The following is a 21,099-nucleotide window of genomic DNA, read 5'->3' as shown; positions in this document are numbered from 1 at the left end:
TGCGGCGGGAAACCTTGCGGGCCCGCCCAGGCGTTGGAAGGGTGAACAACGCGTGGCGAAAGGCGGAGATGCGGGACAATGTCCCGTCCTGTACGGACGACCAGCGGCCAACGGGGGAACACGGAGGATGACGTCGAGGATGAGCACGCAGGCGCAGGAACAACTCGGTCCCTACCGAGTGCTCAGGAAGATCGGCGAGGGCGGCATGGGGGTCGCCCACCTCGGTCTCGACGAGGCGGGACGGCACGTAGCGATCAAGGTGCTGCACCCGCACGTGGCCGCCGACCTCAAGGCGCGCGACCGCCTCTTCCGCGAGGTCGAGACCATGCGGCGGGTACGCAGCCGCTTCGTCGCCGAGGTGCTCGACGCCGAACTGGCCGGGGGCCGGCCCTACGTCGTGACCCGCTTCGCCAACGGCCGCACGCTCGAGGACACCGTGCTGACCGGTGGCCCGCTGAGCCCGCACGACGTCGTCAGGCTCGCCCAAGGGCTGTGCCAGGCGCTGGTCGACATCCACGCGGCCGGGGTGATCCACCGCGACCTCAAGCCGTCCAACGTCATGATGGTCGACGGCGCGCCCCTGGTCATCGACTTCGGCATCGCGCACCTGGTCGACGCGGCCAGGCTGACGCAGACGGGAATGTTCGTCGGAACGCCCGGCTACCTCGCGCCCGAGATCATCCGCGAGTCGCTGGTCACCCAGGCGGCCGACGTGCACGCGCTCGCCTCGACGGTGTTCTTCGCCGCCACGGGGCTGCCGCCGTTCGGCACGGGGACGTTCGAGTCCGTCTGCTTCAACACCATGGAGGGCCGCTGGCAGGCCGAGCACGCCCCGGCGTGGCTGCGCGGCTGGCTGACCAGGGCGCTGACCCTCGACCCCACAGAGCGGCCCGCCGCGCGCGAGCTGGCCCGCATGGCCGCCGAGCTCGACCCCGACGGCGGGAGCCCCCGCCCCGCCACGCGGGCCGACCGTACGCTCACCATGGACGCCGTCTCCGACCTGCTGCCGCCCGTCGCGTACGCCACGAGCGTCCACGAGCAGCGGCACCCCGCGACCACCGCGGCGGAGACCGTGCAGGACCCCCTGCCGGAGCCGCCGCGCCCCGCGCCGCCCGCCGAGCCGTTCGACCTGCGCAGATTCATGAAGAGCAGCGGCTTCTCCGGCGTGCTCGTGCTGGTCATGCTGGCGGCGTTCACCGTGCTCGAGCCGGTCGCGGTCGGCCTGATCGCGGCCGGGCTCTCGCTGGCGCTGCGGGTCGCCGGCCACTTCCTCGACGAGGAGCGCGAAGACGTCTTCAGGGCCGCGCTCGTGGCGGTCGGCCACCTGCTCCTGTCGCTGGCGTTCGGCCTCGTCGCCGGCACGCTCCTGAACATGACCGGCCTGCTGAGCGCCGGCCACGCCGAGTCGCTGGCGGCGGGGGTCTTCACGATCGGCCTGTTCGCCCTGCCCGGCGCCGGCCGGGTGCGCCGCGTCGCCTCCGGCGCTCTCGCCCGCGTGCTGCCCGGCAGCAGCGCGGTCGTGGTCAACACCGCGATCCTCGGCCCGATCGCGCTGATCACGGTGATCGTCGCCCTGACCCAGGGCCTGTAGGGCTCAGAGCCAGTCGCGGCGCTTGAAGATCAGATAGAGGCTGAGGCAGGTCAGCGCCATCAGGCCGAGCGCGAAGGGATAGCCGTACGTCCAGCGCAGCTCGGGCATGCCGGGGGCCTCGAAGTTCATGCCGTAGACCGTGCCGATGAGGGTGGGCGCGAAGAGGATGGCGGCCCACGAGGAGATCTTCTTGACCTCCTCGTTCTGGGCCAGGCTGGCCTCCGTCATGTGCTTGATCTCTTCGTTCTGCGCCTGCGTGACGAGGGTGGCGTTGACGGTGAGGATGTCGGCCAGCATCTGGCGGAACCCGTCGACCCGCTCGGCCACCGTGGTGGCGTGGTCGGCGACGTCGCGCAGGTAGCGCTGCAGCTCCTCCTCGGTGCCGTACTTGTCGAAGCCCGCCGTCAGGCCGTCGAGGATGGCCAGCAGCGGCCTGGTCGCCCGCTGGAACTCGATCACCTCGCGCGACAGCTCGTAGATGCGCCGCGAGACGCCCGGGTCACCGCCGAAGACCTGGGTCTCGATCTCGTCGATGTCGTTCTGCAGGCCGGCGATGACGGGGGCGTAACCGTCGACGACGTGGTCGAGGACGGCGTACAGGACGGCTTCTGAGCCGCGGGCGAGCAGCCCGGGGTCGGCCTCCATGCGGGCGCGCACCGGGTGCAGCGGGGGAGCGTTGCCGTGGCGGACGGTCAGCACGAAGTCGGGGCCGCAGAACAGGTGGATCTCGCCGAACTCCACCTCCTCCGCGGCGTCGTCGTAGCGGGCGGCGCGCAGCACCACGAACAGGGTGTCGCCGTAGCGCTCCAGCTTGGGCCGCTGGTGGGCGACGACGGCGTCCTCGATGGCCAGCTCGTGCAGCCCGAACTCCTCGCCGAGCTCCGCGAGGTGCGCCTCGTCGGGCTGGTAGAGGCCGATCCAGGCCATCGTGCCCGGCTCCTCGCGCAGGCGGGCGCGTACGTCGGCGGGCGACGACGGGCTGTCGAGGCGCCGGCCGTCGCGGTAGAGGGCGGCGTCGAGCACCTGCGCGCCGAGCTCACGGTCACCGGACGGGCGGCGGCCACGCGGGTCCATCGACTGCTCGGGCGCGGGCTCTGCTTGAGCGGCGGCGGCGGTGCGGCGGACGGGACGCAGAACGCGGGACCGCCAATCGGACATCATCAGGGACCTCCGGAAAGACTCAAGGGGCGACGACCCGGCCCGCGCGACGGAGGAGGCGCGCGGCGCTGCCGGGTGAAAGGGGAAGTCGGCGGCTCAGTGAGTGCGACTAGGAGGTTGACTGCTCATGCAGCCTCACCTCCTCGCCCTGAGGCCACGGCGTGGTGGCATCCGGAAGAACCCGCTCAAGATACCGCACGGAGATGACGTGCAGATTGACGGTTCGTGTCTCATGAGGGCACGCGGCGCACCGGCGCCGCCCAGCCACTCACCCGGCCGCGCGAGGCGGCGAGGTGCAGCCTGCCGCGGCTCGCCTGCCACGAGGCGACCATCACGAACGTGACGCTGACCAGCAGCGCCCACGCCCCGAACTTCGCCGGGTGCACCAGACGCCAGGTCTCCTGCTGGTACGGGTACTGCCAGGCGCCCAGGAAGGTGGCGATGTTCTCGGCCACCCACAGGAAGAAGCCGATGAGGGCGAGCGCCAGCGCCAGCGGCATCTGGTAGCGCCGGCCGCCCACCGTGAAGTGCACCACCGTGCCCCACGTGACGAGCAGCAGCGCGGCGGCCAGCGGGAGCCGCAGGTCGATCCAGTAGTGCTGGCTGACGAAGTTGACGTAGACGGCGAGTGCGACGAGGGCCGTCGGCATCGTGCGGTAGTTCGCCAGCCGCAGCTCGAAGATCCGCCACGCCGAGCAGACGTAGCTGCCCACGGCCGCGTACAGGAAGCCGCTGTAGAGCGGCACCCCGCCGATCTTGGTGTAGGCGTCCTCGGGATAGCTCCACGAGCCGAGCCTCACCTTGATCAGCTCGAAGGCCAGCCCCACCAGGTGGAACGCGGCGATGACGGCGGTCTCCGCGCCGGTCTCCCAGCGGGTCAGGCGCAGCAGCGCGGTCACCGCGACGGCGTACAGCAGCAGCGCGTCGTAACGCGGGATCGGCAGCGGCAGCACCGACGAGGCGGCGAGGCCCGCGAACATGGCGAGCGCGAACGTGCACGACCGCGCCTCCGCCCAGGCGAAGCGGAGCAGCTGGGTGACGAAGAATCTCACGCCTGTATCCGATGGCGGCTGCCACGCCGGAGTTCATGAGATCGTGTGAAATGTCGGTGCAGGTCACGGGCGGAAGACGGCGCGGACGCAGCCGTCCAGCTTCCGCTTGAACAGCTCGTAGCCCTTCGGGCCGTCGTCCAGGCTCATCGGATGCGTCAGCAGCGCGGAGGCGTCGATCTCGCCCCGGCCCATCCGCTCCAGGATCATCGGGATGTAGCGGTGGCCGTGCTGCTGGGCGCCGCGCATCGTCAGGCCCTTGTTCATCAGCGCGCCCATCGGGAACTTGTCGACCATCCCCACGTACACGCCGAGCACCGACACCGTGCCGCCCTTCCTGCACGCCTGCACCGTCTGGCGCAGCGCTAGACCCCGGTCGGTCTGCAGGCGCACCGCCTGCTTGGCGCGGTCGTAGGCGTACTGGGGGCCGGTGCCGTGGCTCTCCATGCCGACCGCCTCGATGCAGACGTCCGGGCCGCGCCCGCCGGTCAGCTCCTTGAGCGCGTCCAGCACGTCCGTCCGCTCGTAGTCGAGCGGCTCCGCGCCGAGCGCGGCGGCCATGCCGAGCCGCTCGGGGAAGCGGTCGATCGCGATCACCCGCTCGGCGCCCATGCGCAGGGACGCCAGCGCGGCCATCTGGCCCACCCCGCCGCAGCCCCACACGGCCACCACGTCACCCGGGCCCACCTGGCCGAGGTCCGCGCCCATCCACCCCGTCGGGACCGCGTCCGAGGCGAACACCGCGTTCGAGTCCGGGACGTTCTCCGGCACGGGGAAGGCGTTGACGTCGGCGTACGGAACCCGGACGTACTCGGCGTGGCTGCCCGCGAAGCCGCCCATGGCGTGGGAGTAGCCGAAGATGCCGGCGCTGGAGTGGCCGTTCAGCTTCTCCTGGAGGCCCGGGTTCGGGTTCGTGTTGTCGCACAGCGACCACAGGCCCTCCTGGCAGTAGTGGCAGCGGCCGCAGCCCAGGATCGAGCACACGGTGACGCGCTCGCCCACCCGGCGGTGCCGTACGTCCTGGCCGACCTCCACCACCTCGCCGACGAACTCGTGGCCCAGCACGTCGCCCTTCAGCATCGCGGGGACGTAGCCGTCCAGCAGGTGCAGGTCGGACCCGCACACCGAACTGGCCGTCACCCTCACCAGCGCGTCCTGCCGATTGAGCAGCTTCGGCTCCGGCACGTCCTCGACCGCCACCTCGTTGACGCCGGTCCAGCACAACGCCCTCATCACGCCCTCCTCCTTCGCCCGCACGGCGCGCTCATCGTGCGCGCCTCCGCCGTTCTCCCCGGGGTGCTCCTCGCGCGCGCCGGGCGGTCACCGGGCTCCCCTTCGTGTGAGCTGGCGGATCGCCGGGCGGGCGGCGCGGCCGAGCGGGGTGCGGCGGCCCTCCGGCTGCCCCTCCACCACCAGCACCTCGCCGGTCTCCAGGAGCTGCTTGAGCGCCCGTACCTGTTCCCTGGTCGCGCCGTCGGCGGTGCGGACCGCGATCTCGGTGCCCCGCCCGCCCGGCGCCCGCGTGATGCGCACCTCGTGCCGCTCGGCCAGCCGGGCGAGCAGGTCCGGCCGCTCCCTGCCGGTCAGCTCGGCGGGGTCGACCTCGACGGTCACCGCGTACCAGGGGACGGCGCCTGGACGCCGGTTGCGCAACGCCCGTCTGGCCGCCATCGCGGCCGCCCCCGCCGCGGCCGCGCCCGCCAGGAGCAGCCCCCGCCGCGGCCGCGCCCGCCAGGAGCAGCCCCCGCCGCTTCCAGCCGCGGGCGCGGTGGCGGCGCGTGCGCACGGTGATCGTGGATGTGGTTCTCATGGTTGCGCGGCTGCCCGTCACACCCATGGGCAAACCGCCCTTCGCCTCGCCCGCCCTTCGCCTCGCCCGCCCTTCGCCTCGCCCGCCCTTCGCCTCGCCCGCCCTCCGGCCCCAGGGCCGGTGCGCTGCTCGGCGGGAAAGTCCTTGCTGGGGCTTGTGTTTTCGTGGAGGAGATCGGGGGCAGCCGCCTTACCAGTTGCCCCGGCGGTTCCAGCGTGGGGGCAGGCGATCACGGGGGCCTGAGATCGTCCTGCCGGGGCCGCGGCTATGGGGAGGCCATCGATGGAGACACCGCCGAAGTTCATCAGCGGGCCGGCCAGGTTCCTTGACGACCGCATCGGCGGCGCGAACTTCCTCAAGCGCAACCTGCGCAAGATCTTCCCCGACCACTGGTCGTTCCTGCTGGGCGAGATCGCGCTCTACACGTTCATCATCCTGCTGCTGACCGGGACGTTCCTCACCTTCTGGTTCCGTCCCAGCATGGGCCACGTCATCTACGACGGCCCGTACGCGCCGCTGCTCGGCGTGCAGATGTCCGAGGCGTACGCGTCGACGCTGGAGATCAGCTTCGAGGTGCGCGGCGGCCTGCTGATGCGGCAGATCCACCACTGGGCGGCCCTGCTGTTCGTGGCCAGCCTGGTCGTCCACATGCTGCGGGTGTTCTTCACCGGCGCCTACCGCAAGCCGCGCGAGATCAACTGGCTGATCGGCATCGGCCTGTTCACGCTGTCGCTGTTCGAGGGCCTGACCGGCTACTCGCTGCCCGACGACCTGCTGTCGGGCGCCGGGCTGCGGATCACGCAGGGCGTGCTGCAGTCGATCCCGCTGGTCGGCACGTACGTGTCGTTCTTCCTCTTCAACGGCGAATATCCCGGCGAGACCGTCATCGAACGTTTCTACGCCCTGCACATCCTGCTCATTCCCGGCATCCTGCTCGCGCTCATCACCGCCCACCTCGTCCTGATGTGGGTGCAGAAGCACACCCAGATGCCGGGCAAGGGACGTACCGAGCGGAACGTGGTGGGCGCGCCGCTGCTGCCCGCCTTCATGGGCAAGTCGGGGGCGTACCTGCTGTTCACGCTCGCGGTGGTGTGCGGGCTCGCGACGTTCGCGCAGATCAACCCCATCTGGCTGTTCGGCCCCTACACGCCGGCCGACATCTCCGCCGGCTCCCAGCCCGACTGGTACATGGGCTTCCTGGAGGGCTCGCTGCGCCTCATGCCGCCCTGGGAGATCAACCTGTTCGGCACCGCCGGCGGGACGCTGCCGCTCAGCGTCCTCATCCCGGCCCTCGTGCCCCTCGGTCTGATCATCACGGGGCTCGTGCTCTTCCCGTTCCTGGAACGATGGGTCACCGGCGACCGGCGCGAGCACCACATCGCCGACCGGCCCCGCAACAACCCGCACCGCACCGCCATCGGCATCTCCGCCATCACCTTCTACGGGGTGCTGTGGCTGCTCGGCGCCAACGACCTGTTCGCCGCCAACTTCCACGTCAGCCTCAACTGGACGACGTACATCGGGCGCGCGCTCATCTTCATCGGCCCCGCGCTGGCGTACTGGATCACCTACCGCATCTGCCTCGGCCTGCAGCGCTCCGACGCGTCCGTGACCGCGCACGGCGTCGAGTCGGGGGTCATCCAGCGGCTGCCGCACGGGGAGTTCATCGAGGTGCACACGAAACCGTCGGACGACATCGAGGCGCACGTACGGGGCAAGACCCCCGTCCCGATGCTGCCGTCCGCGCCGGACGGGGACGGGGTGCCGCCCGAGGTCGCGCGCGGGCCGCTCGGCCGGCTCAGGGTGAAGATGAGCCGGGCGTACGGGGGAGAGAAGATCCGGCTGGGCGCCGGGCACGGGGACGGGCACGGGGACGGGCACGGGGACGGGCACGGTCCTCATGGCGACGGGCACGGGGACGGGTACGGGTACGGGGATGGGCCCGGCACCGACCTCGACGACCGCGACAGCCCGCCGCCCGCCAGGACCGGCCCGCCCGAACGGTGACCCTCCAGCGACCCGCCTCCGGACGCGGGCCGGTGGCCCGGCCTTCGTGCGAGTCTTCGCCTTCGCGTCGGTCCCAGCGTTCGTGCGGCCCGGCCTGTGCGCCGGCCTCGGGCGTATCTGGGGAGCCGCCTCTGGGTGAGGCCCTACCGGTGGCTGCGGCCCTCGCGCGGGCCCCGCCTTTGCGGTGGGGCCTCACGGCGGGGCAGGTGACCTGCGGCGGACTGAGGGTAAGTGACGGCGACAGCCTTCTCTCGGGAGGGAAGATGCGCTCCTCGATTCCTCTTGGCCGCGTCGCCGGAGTCCGGGTCGGGCTCAACATCAGCGTGCTGGTCATCGTCGTCATCCTGGTCGCAGGGCTGGCGTTCGGGCGGTTCCCGGTCGTCTTCCCCGGCCACTCTCCGGCGGTCTACCTGCTGGCCGGGCTGGTCGCCGCCGTCCTGTTCATGGCCTCGCTGCTCGCCCACGAGCTGGCCCACGCGGTGACCGCACGCCGCCACGGCATCGAGGTGTCGCAGATCACCCTGTGGCTGCTCGGCGGTGTCGCCGAGCTGCGCGGCGAGCCGCGTACGCCGGGCGCCGACCTGAAGATCGCGGTCGTGGGGCCGCTGACGAGCCTCCTGGCCGGCGTGGTGTCGGCGGCCGTCGCGGTGCTCGCCGGCGCCGTGACGGGGGTGCCGCTGCTGGCCGGCATCTTCTGGTACCTGGCCGGGGTGAACGTCCTGCTGGCGATCTTCAACCTCGTCCCGGCCGCGCCGCTCGACGGCGGACGGGTCCTGCGGGCCGCCCTGTGGGCGCGCTGGGGCGACCGTACGCGGGCGGCCGTCGTGGCGGCCCGAGCCGGCCGGGTCTTCGGGTACGCGCTCATCGCCCTCGGCTTCCTCCAGGTCGTCACCGGGCTCGGGTTCCAGGGGCTGTGGCTGGCCCTCATCGGCCTGTTCCTGGTGAACGCCGCCACCGCCGAGGAACAGCAGACCCAGCTCGGCAGCGCCCTGTACGGGCTGCGCGTCGGCGACGTCATGTCGGGCAGGCCCGTCACCGCCCACCCCGAGGAGACCGTGGCGGGGCTGATCGATCGGGTGGTCATGCGGCATCGGCTGTCGACGTATCCGCTGGTGGACCGGCTCGGCGTGTTCACCGGGCTGGTCACGCTCAACCGCATCCGCCGGGTGCCTCCCGAGGCCCGCGCGACCACCCGGCTGGGCGACATCGCCTGCCCGCCGCACGAGGTGCCCCAGGCACGTCCTGACGAGCCGCTGACGGACCTGCTCGGCCGCATGGACGGCTGCGCGGACGGCCGCGCCGTCGTCCTCGACCCCGACGGGCACCTCGTCGGCCTGATCACGCCCAGCGACATCAGCCGCGTGGTCGCCACGGCCGGCCTGCGCGCCACGGACCCGTACCTGGGGCCGCGCGGCGCCGACGTCGCCGTACCGCATCAGCGCCGCGAGGACGACCCGCGTCAGCGCCGCGACGACGACGCCCGCGTCCGTCACCACCACGACGCCACCTGACGTCCTACCTGCGCACCCCGTCCGGCCTTTCGGGCGGGGTGCCGCCGTGTTCCGCCGACAGGCGATCGCGCTGCCGGTATTCGCGGGTTGCCGGAATGCGCCTTCCAGCGCTATTTCCGGATTTATTCGATTAACTGCGGTGAATGCGGGCGGGCCCGGCGCGTGGTCGCACGCGCCGGGCCCGGCCCCCGAGTTCGGCTCCGGTCAGCAGGTGCCGCGGTGGTAGACCCTGAAGACGTTGTTCCAGCTGCCCAGGTGGGCGACGCTGCCCGGCGTGACGCAGTGGTAGGTGTTCGACGAGACGATGCGGGTCACGAACAGGTTCTCGTTGGCCTGCGAGCAGTTCTTGTACATCGCCTGGTCGTTGTCCCGGTACAGCCCGCACGGGTTGCGCGCGGCCGCTGCCGCCGCCCCGGCCGGCACCGCCGCCGTGCCGCCCGCGAGCAGGATCGCGCCGATCGAGGCGGCGAGTACCACGCGTCGTGCGGTGTTCGTCCTGGTCATGGTGGTTCTCCTTCGTGCTGCTCGCTCCCGCCGGGCGGCGGGAGACGATCGTCAGTGAAGTCGTGGCGGTGAGGTGTCCAACAGGACCTCGGACGGATTCGGCCAGACTCGGACGCGGAGAGTGAGGGATCGTAAACTTTCCGCAAGGACTGGCGGACGAGACAGAGGGGCGATGAGCGCGGAGCTGCAAGGAGGTATGGAGCGTCGCGGCGACGTCGACGCGCTGGCGGCGGTGACCTCGCACGAGGAGCTGGTGAGGCTGCTGGCCGAGGAGTTCGCGCGGGCCGACGCGTCGCTGCGCGAACTGGAGTCGCGGGCCGGCAAGCTGGGCGGCACCCGCCTGCCCCGCGCCACGTGCGCCGACATGCTGGCCGGGCGGCGGTTCCCGAAGAAGGCGGTGATGCTGGCGTTCCTGCGGGCTTGCCGGGTGCCCGAGGAGCGGCTGCCGGGGTGGGAGCGGGCCTGGGAGCGCGTACGGGTGGGGCGGTTGCCCGTGACCACGGAGGACGCGGCGCGTGGCGGGACGGCCGCCGCGGTCCCCGGCGAGGCGGGCGCGGCTGCGGGCGGTGTCGGTTCCGACGGTGAGGCTCTCACGCCCGGTGGAGAGCTCACCCACGGCGCGCCGTCCAAGGCACTCACCTACGCTGAGGCGCCCCTCGTCCCCGGCGGTGCGGCGGGCGGGGCTTTCGTGTCGGGTGCGGCTCTGATCGCCGGCGAGGTGATGCCCGTGGCGGGCCGCTCGCCCGGGCGAGGCTGGGGCAAGGTGGCCGTGGCCACTGTGCTGGCGGCGGTGGTGGCGGCAGGGGTGACCGCGGTGGTCGTCATCGGCCTGCACCGGGTCGATCCGCCGCCGCGCCGTACCGTCGTGGGCCGTATCGTCACCGACGACGGGCGGGCGTTCGGTCCGGGCGGGTGGAGCCGGTTCACGGTGCGGGTCTCCCCGGCCAACACCGGCGTGCGCCTGATCCGCCGCCTCGACGTGGGCGTCCCCCTCCAGCAGGCCACCATCACGGTGAACGGCCTCCCCGCCGGCGTCTGGCCGCCGCTGCTCGGCGACGACGTCTACAAGTGGCGCGACCAGGTGGTGGACCTTCCCCCTGAGGTGACCGCCGGCCGGCGCGCCCTCACCATCGTGAACACGTTCGCCTCGCACAACGACGGCTTCAACGAGTTCCGGTACGACGTCCAGCACCAGGTCGGCGGCCGCTGGTCCACGGCGGACACCCTGGACGTCGGCCCCGATCACGTCGCCGATGAGGCCGCCCACGATTACCGCATCGAGGGCGAGGGCTGGCGCGGCAGCCAGACGTTCGCGTACCCGCCGTCCAAGGAGGACTGGACCGTCCGCTGAACGGGCCCACCCACGCCAGGCACCACTCCGGCCGCCTGGCGGGGCTCCCGATCCCACTCGCTCAGGTGACCTCGGCGCGCCGGTGGTTCCAGCTCAAAAACCCCTTCCACGAAGCGCTTCCAGTCGCCTTCTGGGGCCGGATGAGCGTCCTGTTATTGAATGCAATCTGTGGGTTTTGACGGGTTGTTTGGGTTTAAGGAGGTAACTGAGAACATCTGCATGGGTACGTCTGCTTGCGTCTAGGTGTCCCGACAAAAGTGCGGGTGCCGGATTCTGGCCGATTTATCCAGGCAAGGAAACGAGAGCAGTGAATACCAACATTCGCCAAGCGCGCGCGTCTCGTCGCGGACGGTACGCCATGCTGGCCGTGGCCGCCGCCGCCTCCAGCGTCATCTTCCTTCCAGTGGCCCAGGGTGTGGCCTCCGCGAGCGCGGGCTTCCACACCGTTCAGGCCGGCGGCCCGCCCGCCCCGGCGGCGCCGGTGCGCCACGTCACCAAGGTGCGCCACGTCCCGAGGGAGAAGCCCATCCTGCACAACCCGCGGTACCACATGCCGCGGATCAGGGTGATCATCCACAACCGCAACCACAACAAGAACCGCCGCCACCACGAGATGCGCCACCACCGCCACGAGCGGGTCCTGCCGCAGCGCGAGGTCGAGCCCGAGGTCAACGAGGAAGAGCAGCCGCCGATCGAGGAAGAGATCGAGGAGAACGAGCCCGTGAGGAACGACGGCCGCTGGTGGTGGCCGAACGAGCTGCGCTAATGCGCGAGCGGTGCTCGTACGCACGACAGGGCCGCGGTGCAAGCGGTGGGTGCGACGGGACCGCGGGCGCCACGCGCCACGCGGACCCGTCCCCGGCCGCCCGCGCCGCGGCCCTGTCGCGGCATCACGTGAACGGGTTGTCCGACGTGTACGACTTGGTGCGGGTGTTGTACTGGCTGCCCGGGTAGAACCAGCCCCCGGTCACCTCGAAGCGCACGTTGGCGACGGCGGCACCGTGGGCGACCTCGGCGGCGTACAGGGTGGTCATCTGGCAGCCCGGCGTGGACGTCGTCCCGGTCGACACCGGCCAGATCTGGGTGCTGCCGTTGACGTAGATCCGCAGGTTGGGCGCGGGATAGGCATGCAGCCAGCACAGCCGCACCGCGTAGCGGAACATCGTGTCCCCGTCGTCGAACGCGATCGTGCCCTCCAGCCGGGCCAGCCCGGTGTTGCTGGGGTCGGTCGCGTTCAGCTGGATGTAGACTGGCTGGTCGGGCCCGTACGCCGCGTGCGCGGGGGAGAGCGGCAGGAAGACGGCGGCCAGCGCCGCGACGACGACCGCCATCGCCCTCACCACGCGCCGGACCGTGGAACGTGCTGCCAAGTCACACCTCATCTCTTCGAGGAAAAGCTCGGCGCATTATGCGATCACCGATGACCACCGGTCCACAGGCCCACTATTTCCGGTCGTACCACCATCGGTCCCAATCTGTTCCTTTTGTGCGCCACCAGCACGAGAAGACCATCGAGCGCACCCGTAATGCGTTGGATGCGGTGAAATTTTCATCCGTCGCTTAGAAATCGCCCGGCGGTCGAGCGTCACTACAGGCTGAACGGGTCGAAGTCCCAGTTGAATCGTTCGCCCCTTGCTGCGACCAGCCGCTCAGGGTGGTCGGGTGGCAACATCCGCTCGTAGAGAGCCATGGCGCCCGCGTAAAGCTCCTCGCTTTGCGTCATCTCGCCGGCCGTGCGCAGGTCGATGGAGAGGTTGACGGCGGCGGCCATCGACAGCAGGTTCTCGTCGCCGTAGAAGGCTCGGATCTGCTCCAGATTCTTCTCGTCCAGCTCGCGCGCCTTCTCGTGCTCGCCCAGGGCGGCAAGGTCGTCGGCGAGGTTGATGACGCTGCTGAAGGTGTAAGCGTGATCGGGGCCGATCTTGGCGAGCAGCCCTTTGCGGGCTTCCTCGTCCATCTCCATGGCCCGCTTGGCGTCGCCGCGCAGCCGGTAGAACAGGGCCAGGTTGATCATGCAGCCGTACGTGAACGGGTGGTCGACGCCGAACCTGCGCTGATAGCGGGGGAGCACCTCCCGGGCCAGTTTCATGGCCTCCTGCGGCTCACCGGCCTGGCGTAACGTGTTGCTGAGCGCGACTGCGGCGGCCATCGTCTCGGGGTCGTCGGGACCGTACAGCTTCATCAATCGGCCGTGCGTCTCTTGGACGAGCTCCAGCGCTCCCTCCAGGTCACCGTTGCGGCGTTTGGCGATCGACAGGTCACGAGCGGTGGCGAGGGTGAGCGCGTGTTCTATCTGCAGCTCGCGGATGCCATGGGCATAGGCCTCCTCACCCAGGTCCACGGCCCTGGCGTGGTCTCCGGCCAGGCGCGCCACGCGTGCCAGTCCGTTCCAGCTCGACTGCACCTCCACCTTGCCGACGCCACCGGTCGCGCTGCTCTGCTCAACGAACGCGAGCTGTTGCATGTCGAATGCCTTGTCGTACCGCGTCAGCAAGGCGTGATCAAGCGCTACATTGTTGATCACTCGCAGTGTCTGCGGACCGTACGGTCCGAACTTTTCCTCATGCGCCCGCAGCGACTGCTCGTCCTGTTCCAGGGCCTCGTGGAAGTTACCCTGGGAGCGGAGGTTCGCCGCGTAGATCAGAGCCTGACGCAGGGTCTCCTCGTCGTCGGGGCCCAGCTCCTCACGCATGAGGTCAAGGGTCTCCTCGTTCATGGCGTATGACTCGTCGTAAGCGCCGATCTGCCACAGCACGGTGCCGACGTTGCGGCGCAGGCTCAGCACGTTGCGGTTGTTCGAGCCGCCCGCCGCGACCCAGTGCTGGAGGAACTCCTGACCGAAGGCCTGAGCGGAGTTGTAATTGGCCGTCTGATAGAGGTAGCGGACGATATCGACGCCGAAGCGTTGCACGGCTTCGTCGTTGCAGGCGATCATGCCGGACGGGCGCACGTGGGGCAGGAGAGTCGCGTACGCGTCCCAGTTCTGGGTGTTCTCCGGGTCGCTCGGCGATCCGGTGGCCAGGAGCTGGTGCACCTCGTGGCGGATCTGGTCGCGCTCGTCCGGTTCGAGCGAGTCGCGCAGCAGCGCCTGCACCAGCCGGTGCACCAGGACGGTGCCCGCCTCCATCTCGATCTTGACCAGTGCGAACCGGCTGAGCTCGGCGAACGCCTGGTTGAGCGTGAGGGGGTCGGACAGGATCGGCCCCATACGCTGGGCACCGCTCTTGTTGCCGCGGCGGAAGACATCGCGGGGAATCGGGTCTGGACCGAAGAAAGCCAGGCAGCGCAGCACCTCGGCGGCGGCGGGCAGGCGGTTCTCGATCTCCATCACCGACAGCTGCCAGGCCGTCGTCATCGAGTACGGATATTCGGTGGACTTGTTCATGTCGAGCAGTGCCCTGGTCTGCTCGGTCAGCAGCGCGATGTACTCGTCGGTGGACATGCCGGTCATGGCCTGCAGGGCGGCGGCCTGTTCGAGGGCGAGAGGAAGATCTCCGAGTTCGCCCGCCAGACGTTCGGCCTCCTTCTGCGCCACGTCGCGTTGCAGACGCTTGCGGAGGAAGGCGACGCTCTCGGAGGTGGAGAAAACATCTACGGGGACGGTCTCCGCCACGCCGCTCCACCGGCTGTTACGCGAGGTGATGAGCACGTGGCCGGCGCCACCCTGCGGGATGAACTCCCGAATGTCCTCGGGTTCGTCGGCATTGTCGAAAATGAGCAGCCATCGGTCGATGGGATCACCGCGCTCAAGGGCCTCGCGGACCGCGGCGGCCGCTTCCTCGATGCCGGTGCTGCTGGCGGAGGGCAGCTTGAGCTCGTTGGTGAGGGCGGCCAGCGTGCTGGGCACCAGCATCGGCTGGTCTGCGGGTATCCACCAAACGAGGTCGTAGTAGTTACGGAAGCGCCAGGCGTACTCGATCGCGAGCTGGGTCTTGCCCACCCCGCCGAGCCCTTGCAGCGCCTGGGGGAGGGGGACGACGGCGGCAGTGGTGCTGCTCTCCAGGCTCGCCCGCAGCTCGTCGAGCAGGCTCTCGCGTCCGGTGAAATGTTTGTTGCGCCCCGGCATGCGCTTGCCCCAGATAGGGGGTATGCGAGGCACCGAGTGACTTCCGACCCGCTCATTCACGTTTTTTCTCGCCCTCCCACCCACCTTATCGCCGATCCTACGATTGATTCTGAGAAAAGTGCCCCCAGAATCGAATCGGAGCACAGTCAACGCTTCGCTTGGGACGACGCGAATTTCGGACATCTGTAATTGGGCGCGAGGAGGGGTTTGTGGGCGACGAGAGCACCGGGCTCGTTGACGTCTGCGAGGTGACTTTGGACGATCTCCGGCGGTTGCGCGACCCCGCACTGTTGAGAGCTATGCAGCATCTGGCGGAGAGCAGCCGCATGGTGGCCGGTTTCCAGTCGGCCATCTGAGTGCGGCGGACGGCACTCCCGGCGGGTGAAAAGCCCGCCGGGTAATTCCGCGATCTGCGCCGAAAGGCAAGGGCAGCGGCGAGGGCGCCCGGAGTAAGGTGGGGGTGATTTCTTTTGCTTCTCCACCTGCTGAGCGCGGCCTCTGCAGAGCATCGCAGGTGGACGGAATAATGACCCCCGAAAAGACCGGCGGAGCATCACATGACTTCCAGCGGCAGAGGCTCGCACCCGTTCGTCGGCCCCCATCCGTTCCGGGATGACGTGGCGAAACTCTTCGGACGTGACCATGATGTCGCCGAGCTGAAGAAGCTGTGGCTCGGTCACCGGCTCACGATCCTGCACGGGCCACCTGGTGTCGGAAAGACCTCCCTCGTGACCGCCGGCGTGCTGCCCCGCCTCGACCCGTCCCGCTTCGACGTGCTGCCCGTGGGCACGGTCAGGCGTCCCTCCTTCGTGCCCGCCGCCGTGCTGCCCGAAGACAGCGATCCGCAGGTCTTCGCGTTGCTGGCTTCCTGGTCGCCATTCGAGAACCCGATCAGGTTCGCCGGCCTCACCGTCCGCTCCTACCTGCGCAGGCACCACTGGAGCCCCTACGGCCGCCCCATCCTCGTCGTGCTCGACCACGCCGAAGACGTCTTCACCGCTTTCGGCCGCAGCCCTGGTGGGCATGCGCGCATCCTCGATCAGCTCGGCGAGGTCCTCGCCGGTGACCGGGAGGTTCATCTGCTCGTCGTGGTGAGCGACGAGTACGCCGAGTGCCTGCGCCGGCACGACGGCTTACGCGCGCACATCACGCAGGGGGCGTCGTACAAACTGGAGCCGCTGAGCCGGGAAGCGGCTCTGGACGCGTGCCGGCGGCCGCTCGACGACGTCGGCAAGACGTTCGCGCCCGGCGCGGCCGAGCGGCTCGTGGACGCGTTGGCGGGAGTGAGCCGGCCCGCCTCCACGAAAGGACACCGCCGCCCCGACGCGAGTGGCTCGTCCACGAGCCCGGCGGAGCCCGCCGTGGAGCCGCTGCACCTCCAGCTCGTCTGCGCCGCGCTCTGGGAGGCGGCGCGGTGGAGCGACGGCCCCATCAGCGCGGACGACCTGCCCGACGCCGATGACATCCTGGCCGGACACTGTCGCCGCGTCCTGCGCGAGGTCGCTCATGAGCACCTGGACGACGACGTCGAACACCTGCTGACGCTCGTCCGGCCCCTGGCCGAGGCTGAGGGCGCCGACCGCGAGGAGCCGCCCCAGCGGATCGCCGCCGCGCTGGCGGCACGCCGGCTGCTTCGCTTCGGCGACAAGGGCCGCTACGAGATGAGCACCAGACTGGCCGGCCCCTTTCAGCGCGCCGCCTCCGTCCCGCCGTCCACGTGGCCGGAGAAGGAGGCGCAGGACGGAGGCGACCGGCTGGCGGCGGCCGAAGCCGCGCTGCATCCGGGCTGGTTCGACGTCGTGGAGCGGCTCGTCCGGGAGGAGACGCGCGACCCGTCCGCCCCGCGCTCCCGGGCCCAGGCGGAGTCGCTGCTGGGTGACGTCGCCTATGTGAACGGCGACCTCGACACCGCGCTCACGCATTATCGCGAGGCCTACCGGCTGTTCGACGTCTTACGCGGAACCGACCAGATCGTGGCGACCCTGCTCACCGCCGTCGGCCGCATTCTCATGGACCAGAACGCCTATCGTGCCGCCGTCACCGAGCTGCGATCGGCGCTCAGGCGCTGCCCTGAGCCGGTCATCCAGACGGAGCTCGCCTGGGCGCTGTGGTATCTGGGTCAGGAGAGCGGGGCCGTCGACATGTTGAACGGAGCTTTGCGAACGGGCGGCGACGACACCCCCGAGGCGCTGCGGGCCCGTGGCGAGATCCTGTCCGACCTGTCTGACCCGAGGGCGCTGGACGACTTGAAGCGGGTGCCGCGCGAGCTCGCCTCCACCCAGGCGGCGTACGCGCTGGCGCTGGCCCGTGAGGGCGACCTGCGGGAGGCCGTCGAGGCGCTACCACCGCTCGGCGTCGACAGTGACCCCACCACCCTGCTGCGAGCCGCCCGCGTGATGGCGGCCGCCGGACGTCACGCGGAGGCGGCCCGGCTGGCCCAAGCCGCCCGCGCCGGCTGCGGCCGCCGCCCCCTGCCGGCGCAGCTCATGGCAGAGGCAGATCGTTTGATAGCGCTCTGACAAGGGATGAGCACCTTCAGCGGTGGTTGTGGCGGCCTGAGACTCGTGCCCCAACCTGGCCCCTGCCCATAGCGGTCCCGCTCAAGTTGTCATAACCGATCGATGACGCATGGTGCGGAATGTGCAACGATCAGTTGCAATTGAGGCATGTCGAGTGGACGCCACGTGCTGCCGTGTCTGTGGCTCGTCGTCGCCGTCCTCCTCCTCGCGTGGCCGTCCACCGTCGCCAGGGCCGCCGCCGGCCCCGAGTTCCTGGAGCAGGATCAGCTCTCCATCCCGCTCGAACGGCTGGCCAAGGGCAGCTGGCAGGCCGTGATCGTCAACCCAGCGACCACGGCCGTGGACGCCGAGGTGCGGGTGGCCGGGGCGATCGCGGACGCGCTGTCGTTCAAGGGCGGGGGACGCGTCAGATTGGAACCCGGCGGGATCGCCACGCTCACGATGACCGGTGGGCGGCGGCCGATTGCCGGGACCGGCCAGCTCGTGCTGATCTCGACGGCGGGCATCGACCGGCTGCGGGTCGTGGTGACTCGGCCGACACCGTTCCTGGAGCGTTACCGGTGGGTGTTGATCGCCGCTGGCTTGCTGGCGCTCGGAGCGATCGCCGCGGTGGTGGTCTGGCGCAGGTCCAGGCGGCTCCGGCGGGAAGGCGCGGACGAGGGCCGGTCGCGGCGAGACCCCGTCCCGTCGAAGGGTTTCACGCACAGCGACGAGCCCACCGGCGCCGACGGGTTACGGCGTGAAGAGTACGTTCGCCACCTCGCCGAGCTGGCCCGCTACGCCACGCTGCCCACGGTCATCGGAGTGTTCGGCGAAAGGGGCACGGGCAAGACATCGATGCTGCGGCAGGTGCGAGATCGGTTGAAGGAGGCTTCCGAATGCGCGCACACCTGGTACAACCCGTGGCGTCACCAGTACGACGAGAACCCCGTTCTGCCGTTGCTGCACGTCATCGTCGAGGATCTCAAGCTGTCGCGGAACGAGAGCGTGCGGAGAATTCTGCGGACGGTGTCCGATGTGCTCGGTTCCCTGGTCCTGTCGGCCTCAGTCAAGATCGATCTGTCCGACGTGCGCAAGTCCATCGAGGACTACGACAACGAGCACTTCCGCCTCCGCTCAGAGCGCACACGCCTGCACGACCACCTGAGCCGTCTCATCGATGAAGCGCTCGCCGCGTCAGGAAAGCAGCGGCTGGTCGTGTTCGTGGACGACCTCGACCGTTGCGAGCCCGAGCGCATCATCGTGCTGCTGGAGGCGCTCAAGCTGCACTTCGACCGGAACAACTGCGTGTTCGTGCTGGGTCTGGCCAAGGGGCCGCTGATCCAGGCCGTACGGGAGAAGTACCGCGACCCCGTCGGCGACTACCTCGACAAGATCATTCAGTTTCCCTTCGAGATGCCCAGGCTCTCCGAGGGAGATTTCGACCGTTACCTGGACGGCCTCCTCACCGACGACATCCGTCCGGCGAGTGCCGTGTTGCGGTGCGGGCTGCGGCGTAACGCGCGGGCCATCAAGCGGTTCGTCAACGTGCTGATCCTGCAGGACCGGGTGGCCAAGGAGCGGCTGGAGCCGTACGACGTGTCGTTCCTCGCGGCCGTCCTGCTGCTACGGGACAGCGCCCCTGACGACTACGCCCGCCTGATGGAGGATCCGGGGCTGCTGCGGCGGGCCGCGGACGGCGAGACGGCGTCGCAGGCCGGTCTGAGCGCGCTCACGCTGAGCGTCATCAAGGAGCTCCGCTGGTCGCCGAGCGGCATCCCGGACGACGTGCTCGCCTACATCGACCTGGTACGCGAGTCGCCGGTGCGGCAGCCGAGCGACCTGGTCCCCGAATCGTGGCAGAGCGTCCCCGAGCTCGGCCGGCAGCGGGAACTGCGGACCGCGCTGGAAACCCTGAAACTAGACGTGTTCCATCGCGCCGCCGAGGTGGCGGGTGACGAGGGCGGCCTGCTGGAGCCGGTGCTGCGGGTGCGGGGGGAGAAGCGCACCGGCCTCGCCGCCCTGGACACCGTCCTGGCCGAGCCCGCGGCCAAGGTCTACGTGTCGGGCGACTTCGGGTCGGGCAAGAGCGTCCTCGCGGCGCGCCTGGCTAGGAGGCTGGCCGCCATGCGGGCGCGGCAGATGCCGGTCCTGCTCACGTGCGGCGCGCTCGCGGCCGACCTGCCCCAGCCCGAACGGTGGGTGACGCACGCGCTGGTGGCCGAGTACCGGCTGTCGGCCGCGGACGCCCATGCCGCGGTGGTGCGGGGCGCGCTCGTGCTCATCCTCGACGGCATCGAGGAGCTCGCGCCGGGCGGACTGTCCGCCTTCCTCGGCTGGGCGCGGGAGACCCGCTGCGGCGTCGTTCTCACCGGGCAGGACGCGCCGCCGGACGGGTTCGAGGCGGTCCACGTGCTGGGCGTCACGCCCGCCGACGCCCTGCGACGACTGAAGAGGCTGCTGGCCGAGCCGGGCCGGTTGCCCGGCGGGGTCGCGGAGCTGCTGGATCATCCGCTGCTGCTCGGCGTGCTCACGGAGGATCGGCGCTGGATCGACGACCTCCCCAGGGACGCGAGGGACTTCACGCCCTGGTACGTCGAGCGTGGCATCGGCGCGATGGCCGCGACGTCGTCCGTGGACGTCGTGCGGCGCGGCCTGCGCGTGATCGCCCGTGCGGCGGCCACCTCCGGCGGTCACGCGGTGGCGGGCGGAAGCGCCGACGTCAGGACGAAGCTGCGGCACGCCGGCGTGCAGGACGTGCCGGCCTTCCTGGCGGCCGCCACCGACGCGGGACTGCTCCGCCCGGCGGGCGGCGGGATCTACCATTTCGTGCACCCGAGAATACGCGAACACACGGCCGAGATTCCTGAGTAATCACGAGCAGCCGCCTAGAAAAGGTTGAGAAAAGCGAGTCCGAGTGTCTGAGTTTCGTCAGGGCGGGTTTCGAACCGGCGACAAGCGTGCGGGCGTGAAAAAGAATGCGGGCGCAGGCTCTTGACGTTTCCCCGCAGCCGTCCGTCGCGATGAGCGAGAGGAAGGGAGGAGCGCAAGTTCAAGGAAGCAGGCGCCACCGCCGCACTGGTGGCCGCTCCTCTCGTCCCGTCAACATCGCAGGTGATGACGAGCGGCTTCGGCAGGAAGTGCCTCTCCTGCAAGGGGAAGCGCGGCGGCTGGAAACGTCAGTACTGCGAGAAGAAGGAGACCGAGCCGAAACTCAGGGAATGCACACGGCGCCCGACCCGGCCAACCCGAAGAAGGTCTGCACGATAGGCAAGGAGGACGGCACTGCGGTGTCGAGGAATATAAGGCGACACCTTAGACCGTGACTCATTTGGGGTTTGGTCGTTGGATCTTTCGTGGATGCCTTCCTTCGGCGGCTGGTGCCTGATGAGTTGTGGGAGTTGTTCCAGCGGGTGGTCCCGCCGGCGCCGACGCGACCGCAAGGTGGCGGGCGACGGCGGGTGGACGATCGGACGATTCTGGCGGCGATCGTCTACGTGGCCACCACCGGGTGCGCCTGGCGGCAGTTGCCACCGGTGTTCGGCGCCTCCTGG

General features: G+C 70.1%; 16 protein-coding genes. 9 read left to right on the top strand and 7 right to left on the bottom strand.

Features of this window, described 5'->3' with window-relative positions; all coding sequences use genetic code 11:
* The first annotated feature begins 139 nt into the window (after nt 1-139).
* The gene (locus ACFFR3_RS43700; protein WP_379485055.1) at nt 140-1,591 is read left to right on the top strand and encodes a protein kinase domain-containing protein; all 1,452 of its coding nucleotides are present in this window, start codon (nt 140-142) and stop codon (nt 1,589-1,591) included.
* 3 nt (nt 1,592-1,594) lie between these two features.
* Here the strand turns inward: ACFFR3_RS43700 and ACFFR3_RS43695 are convergent, their stop codons facing one another.
* The 4 genes from ACFFR3_RS43695 to ACFFR3_RS43680 all read right to left on the bottom strand — a co-directional run bounded on the left by ACFFR3_RS43695 (nt 1,595) and on the right by ACFFR3_RS43680 (nt 5,469).
* Entirely contained in the window at nt 1,595-2,749 is a 1,155-nt protein-coding gene (locus tag ACFFR3_RS43695) for a magnesium and cobalt transport protein CorA (RefSeq protein WP_379485105.1), read from the bottom strand.
* Between the two features lie 230 nt (nt 2,750-2,979).
* Nucleotides 2,980-3,801, bottom strand: coding sequence for a DUF817 domain-containing protein (locus ACFFR3_RS43690; RefSeq protein WP_345400362.1), 822 nt, complete (start codon nt 3,799-3,801; stop codon nt 2,980-2,982).
* A gap of 63 nt (nt 3,802-3,864) precedes the next feature.
* Nucleotides 3,865-5,031, bottom strand: coding sequence for a zinc-dependent alcohol dehydrogenase (locus ACFFR3_RS43685; protein WP_379485104.1), 1,167 nt, complete (start codon nt 5,029-5,031; stop codon nt 3,865-3,867).
* Nucleotides 5,032-5,118: 87 nt separating this feature from the next.
* Nucleotides 5,119-5,469: a hypothetical protein gene (locus tag ACFFR3_RS43680; protein WP_345400365.1), complete on the bottom strand. Its 351-nt coding sequence runs from the start codon at nt 5,467-5,469 to the stop codon at nt 5,119-5,121.
* Nucleotides 5,470-5,890: 421 nt separating this feature from the next.
* Between ACFFR3_RS43680 and qcrB the strand changes: the two genes are divergently transcribed.
* Nucleotides 5,891-7,615, top strand: a complete 1,725-nt coding sequence (gene qcrB / locus ACFFR3_RS43675) for a cytochrome bc1 complex cytochrome b subunit (protein WP_379485054.1) — start codon at nt 5,891-5,893, stop codon at nt 7,613-7,615.
* Nucleotides 7,616-7,878: 263 nt separating this feature from the next.
* Complete coding sequence (locus ACFFR3_RS43670; RefSeq protein ID WP_379485053.1) at nt 7,879-9,126, top strand: site-2 protease family protein; 1,248 nt, start codon at nt 7,879-7,881, stop codon at nt 9,124-9,126.
* Nucleotides 9,127-9,330: 204 nt separating this feature from the next.
* On the opposite strand, the gene ACFFR3_RS43665 is transcribed toward ACFFR3_RS43670, so the two are convergent.
* Nucleotides 9,331-9,630 carry a DUF6355 family natural product biosynthesis protein gene (locus tag ACFFR3_RS43665; protein ID WP_345400371.1) on the bottom strand — a complete coding sequence of 100 codons (300 nt, stop codon included), beginning with the start codon at nt 9,628-9,630 and terminating at the stop codon, nt 9,331-9,333.
* 196 nt (nt 9,631-9,826) lie between these two features.
* Between ACFFR3_RS43665 and ACFFR3_RS43660 the strand changes: the two genes are divergently transcribed.
* Entirely contained in the window at nt 9,827-10,981 is a 1,155-nt protein-coding gene (locus ACFFR3_RS43660; protein WP_364369637.1) for a hypothetical protein, read from the top strand.
* Nucleotides 10,982-11,339: 358 nt separating this feature from the next.
* Nucleotides 11,340-11,747 (top strand): hypothetical protein, encoded by a 408-nt coding sequence (locus ACFFR3_RS43655; RefSeq protein ID WP_345400377.1) that lies wholly within the window; start codon nt 11,340-11,342, stop codon nt 11,745-11,747.
* Nucleotides 11,748-11,871: 124 nt separating this feature from the next.
* On the opposite strand, the gene ACFFR3_RS43650 is transcribed toward ACFFR3_RS43655, so the two are convergent.
* On the bottom strand, nt 11,872-12,324 hold the full coding sequence (locus ACFFR3_RS43650) for a hypothetical protein (protein ID WP_364369640.1): 453 nt from the start codon (nt 12,322-12,324) through the stop codon (nt 11,872-11,874).
* A gap of 245 nt (nt 12,325-12,569) precedes the next feature.
* The gene (gene fxsT, locus ACFFR3_RS43645) at nt 12,570-15,230 is read right to left on the bottom strand and encodes an FxSxx-COOH system tetratricopeptide repeat protein (protein ID WP_379485052.1); all 2,661 of its coding nucleotides are present in this window, start codon (nt 15,228-15,230) and stop codon (nt 12,570-12,572) included.
* Between the two features lie 26 nt (nt 15,231-15,256).
* On the opposite strand from fxsT, the gene ACFFR3_RS43640 reads away from it, so the two are divergent.
* The 4 genes from ACFFR3_RS43640 to ACFFR3_RS43625 form a co-directional block, all read left to right on the top strand.
* The gene (locus tag ACFFR3_RS43640) at nt 15,257-15,403 is read left to right on the top strand and encodes an FxSxx-COOH-like cyclophane-containing RiPP peptide (RefSeq protein WP_345400386.1); all 147 of its coding nucleotides are present in this window, start codon (nt 15,257-15,259) and stop codon (nt 15,401-15,403) included.
* A gap of 201 nt (nt 15,404-15,604) precedes the next feature.
* Entirely contained in the window at nt 15,605-17,566 is a 1,962-nt protein-coding gene (locus ACFFR3_RS43635) for a tetratricopeptide repeat protein (protein WP_379485051.1), read from the top strand.
* 147 nt (nt 17,567-17,713) lie between these two features.
* Nucleotides 17,714-20,419 (top strand): P-loop NTPase fold protein, encoded by a 2,706-nt coding sequence (locus ACFFR3_RS43630; protein WP_379485050.1) that lies wholly within the window; start codon nt 17,714-17,716, stop codon nt 20,417-20,419.
* Nucleotides 20,420-20,901: 482 nt separating this feature from the next.
* Nucleotides 20,902-21,099: transposase (locus ACFFR3_RS43625; RefSeq protein ID WP_379485049.1), on the top strand; the 198-nt coding region annotated here is incomplete at its 3' end.

The organism is Nonomuraea salmonea, from assembly GCF_042428605.1.
Lineage (GTDB): Bacteria > Actinomycetota > Actinomycetes > Streptosporangiales > Streptosporangiaceae > Nonomuraea > Nonomuraea salmonea.
The sequence above is the reverse complement of the archived record's forward strand: the minus strand, read 5'-3'. Positions and strand labels throughout refer to the sequence as shown.

Bases quoted from the DNA above. Each gene is read 5' to 3' on its own strand.
- fxsT (WP_379485052.1), bottom strand. From the start codon at position 15,230: ATGTCCGAAATTCGCGTCGTCCCAAGCGAAGCGTTGACTGTGCTCCGA.
- ACFFR3_RS43655 (WP_345400377.1), top strand. From the start codon at position 11,340: ATGCTGGCCGTGGCCGCCGCCGCCTCCAGCGTCATCTTCCTTCCAGTG.
- ACFFR3_RS43700 (WP_379485055.1), top strand. From the start codon at position 140: ATGAGCACGCAGGCGCAGGAACAACTCGGTCCCTACCGAGTGCTCAGG.
- ACFFR3_RS43685 (WP_379485104.1), bottom strand. From the start codon at position 5,031: ATGAGGGCGTTGTGCTGGACCGGCGTCAACGAGGTGGCGGTCGAGGAC.
- ACFFR3_RS43635 (WP_379485051.1), top strand. From the start codon at position 15,605: ATGACTTCCAGCGGCAGAGGCTCGCACCCGTTCGTCGGCCCCCATCCG.
- ACFFR3_RS43680 (WP_345400365.1), bottom strand. From the start codon at position 5,469: ATGGCGGCCAGACGGGCGTTGCGCAACCGGCGTCCAGGCGCCGTCCCC.
- ACFFR3_RS43670 (WP_379485053.1), top strand. From the start codon at position 7,879: ATGCGCTCCTCGATTCCTCTTGGCCGCGTCGCCGGAGTCCGGGTCGGG.
- ACFFR3_RS43695 (WP_379485105.1), bottom strand. From the start codon at position 2,749: ATGTCCGATTGGCGGTCCCGCGTTCTGCGTCCCGTCCGCCGCACCGCC.
- qcrB (WP_379485054.1), top strand. From the start codon at position 5,891: ATGGAGACACCGCCGAAGTTCATCAGCGGGCCGGCCAGGTTCCTTGAC.
- ACFFR3_RS43630 (WP_379485050.1), top strand. From the start codon at position 17,714: ATGTCGAGTGGACGCCACGTGCTGCCGTGTCTGTGGCTCGTCGTCGCC.
- ACFFR3_RS43660 (WP_364369637.1), top strand. From the start codon at position 9,827: ATGGAGCGTCGCGGCGACGTCGACGCGCTGGCGGCGGTGACCTCGCAC.
- ACFFR3_RS43665 (WP_345400371.1), bottom strand. From the start codon at position 9,630: ATGACCAGGACGAACACCGCACGACGCGTGGTACTCGCCGCCTCGATC.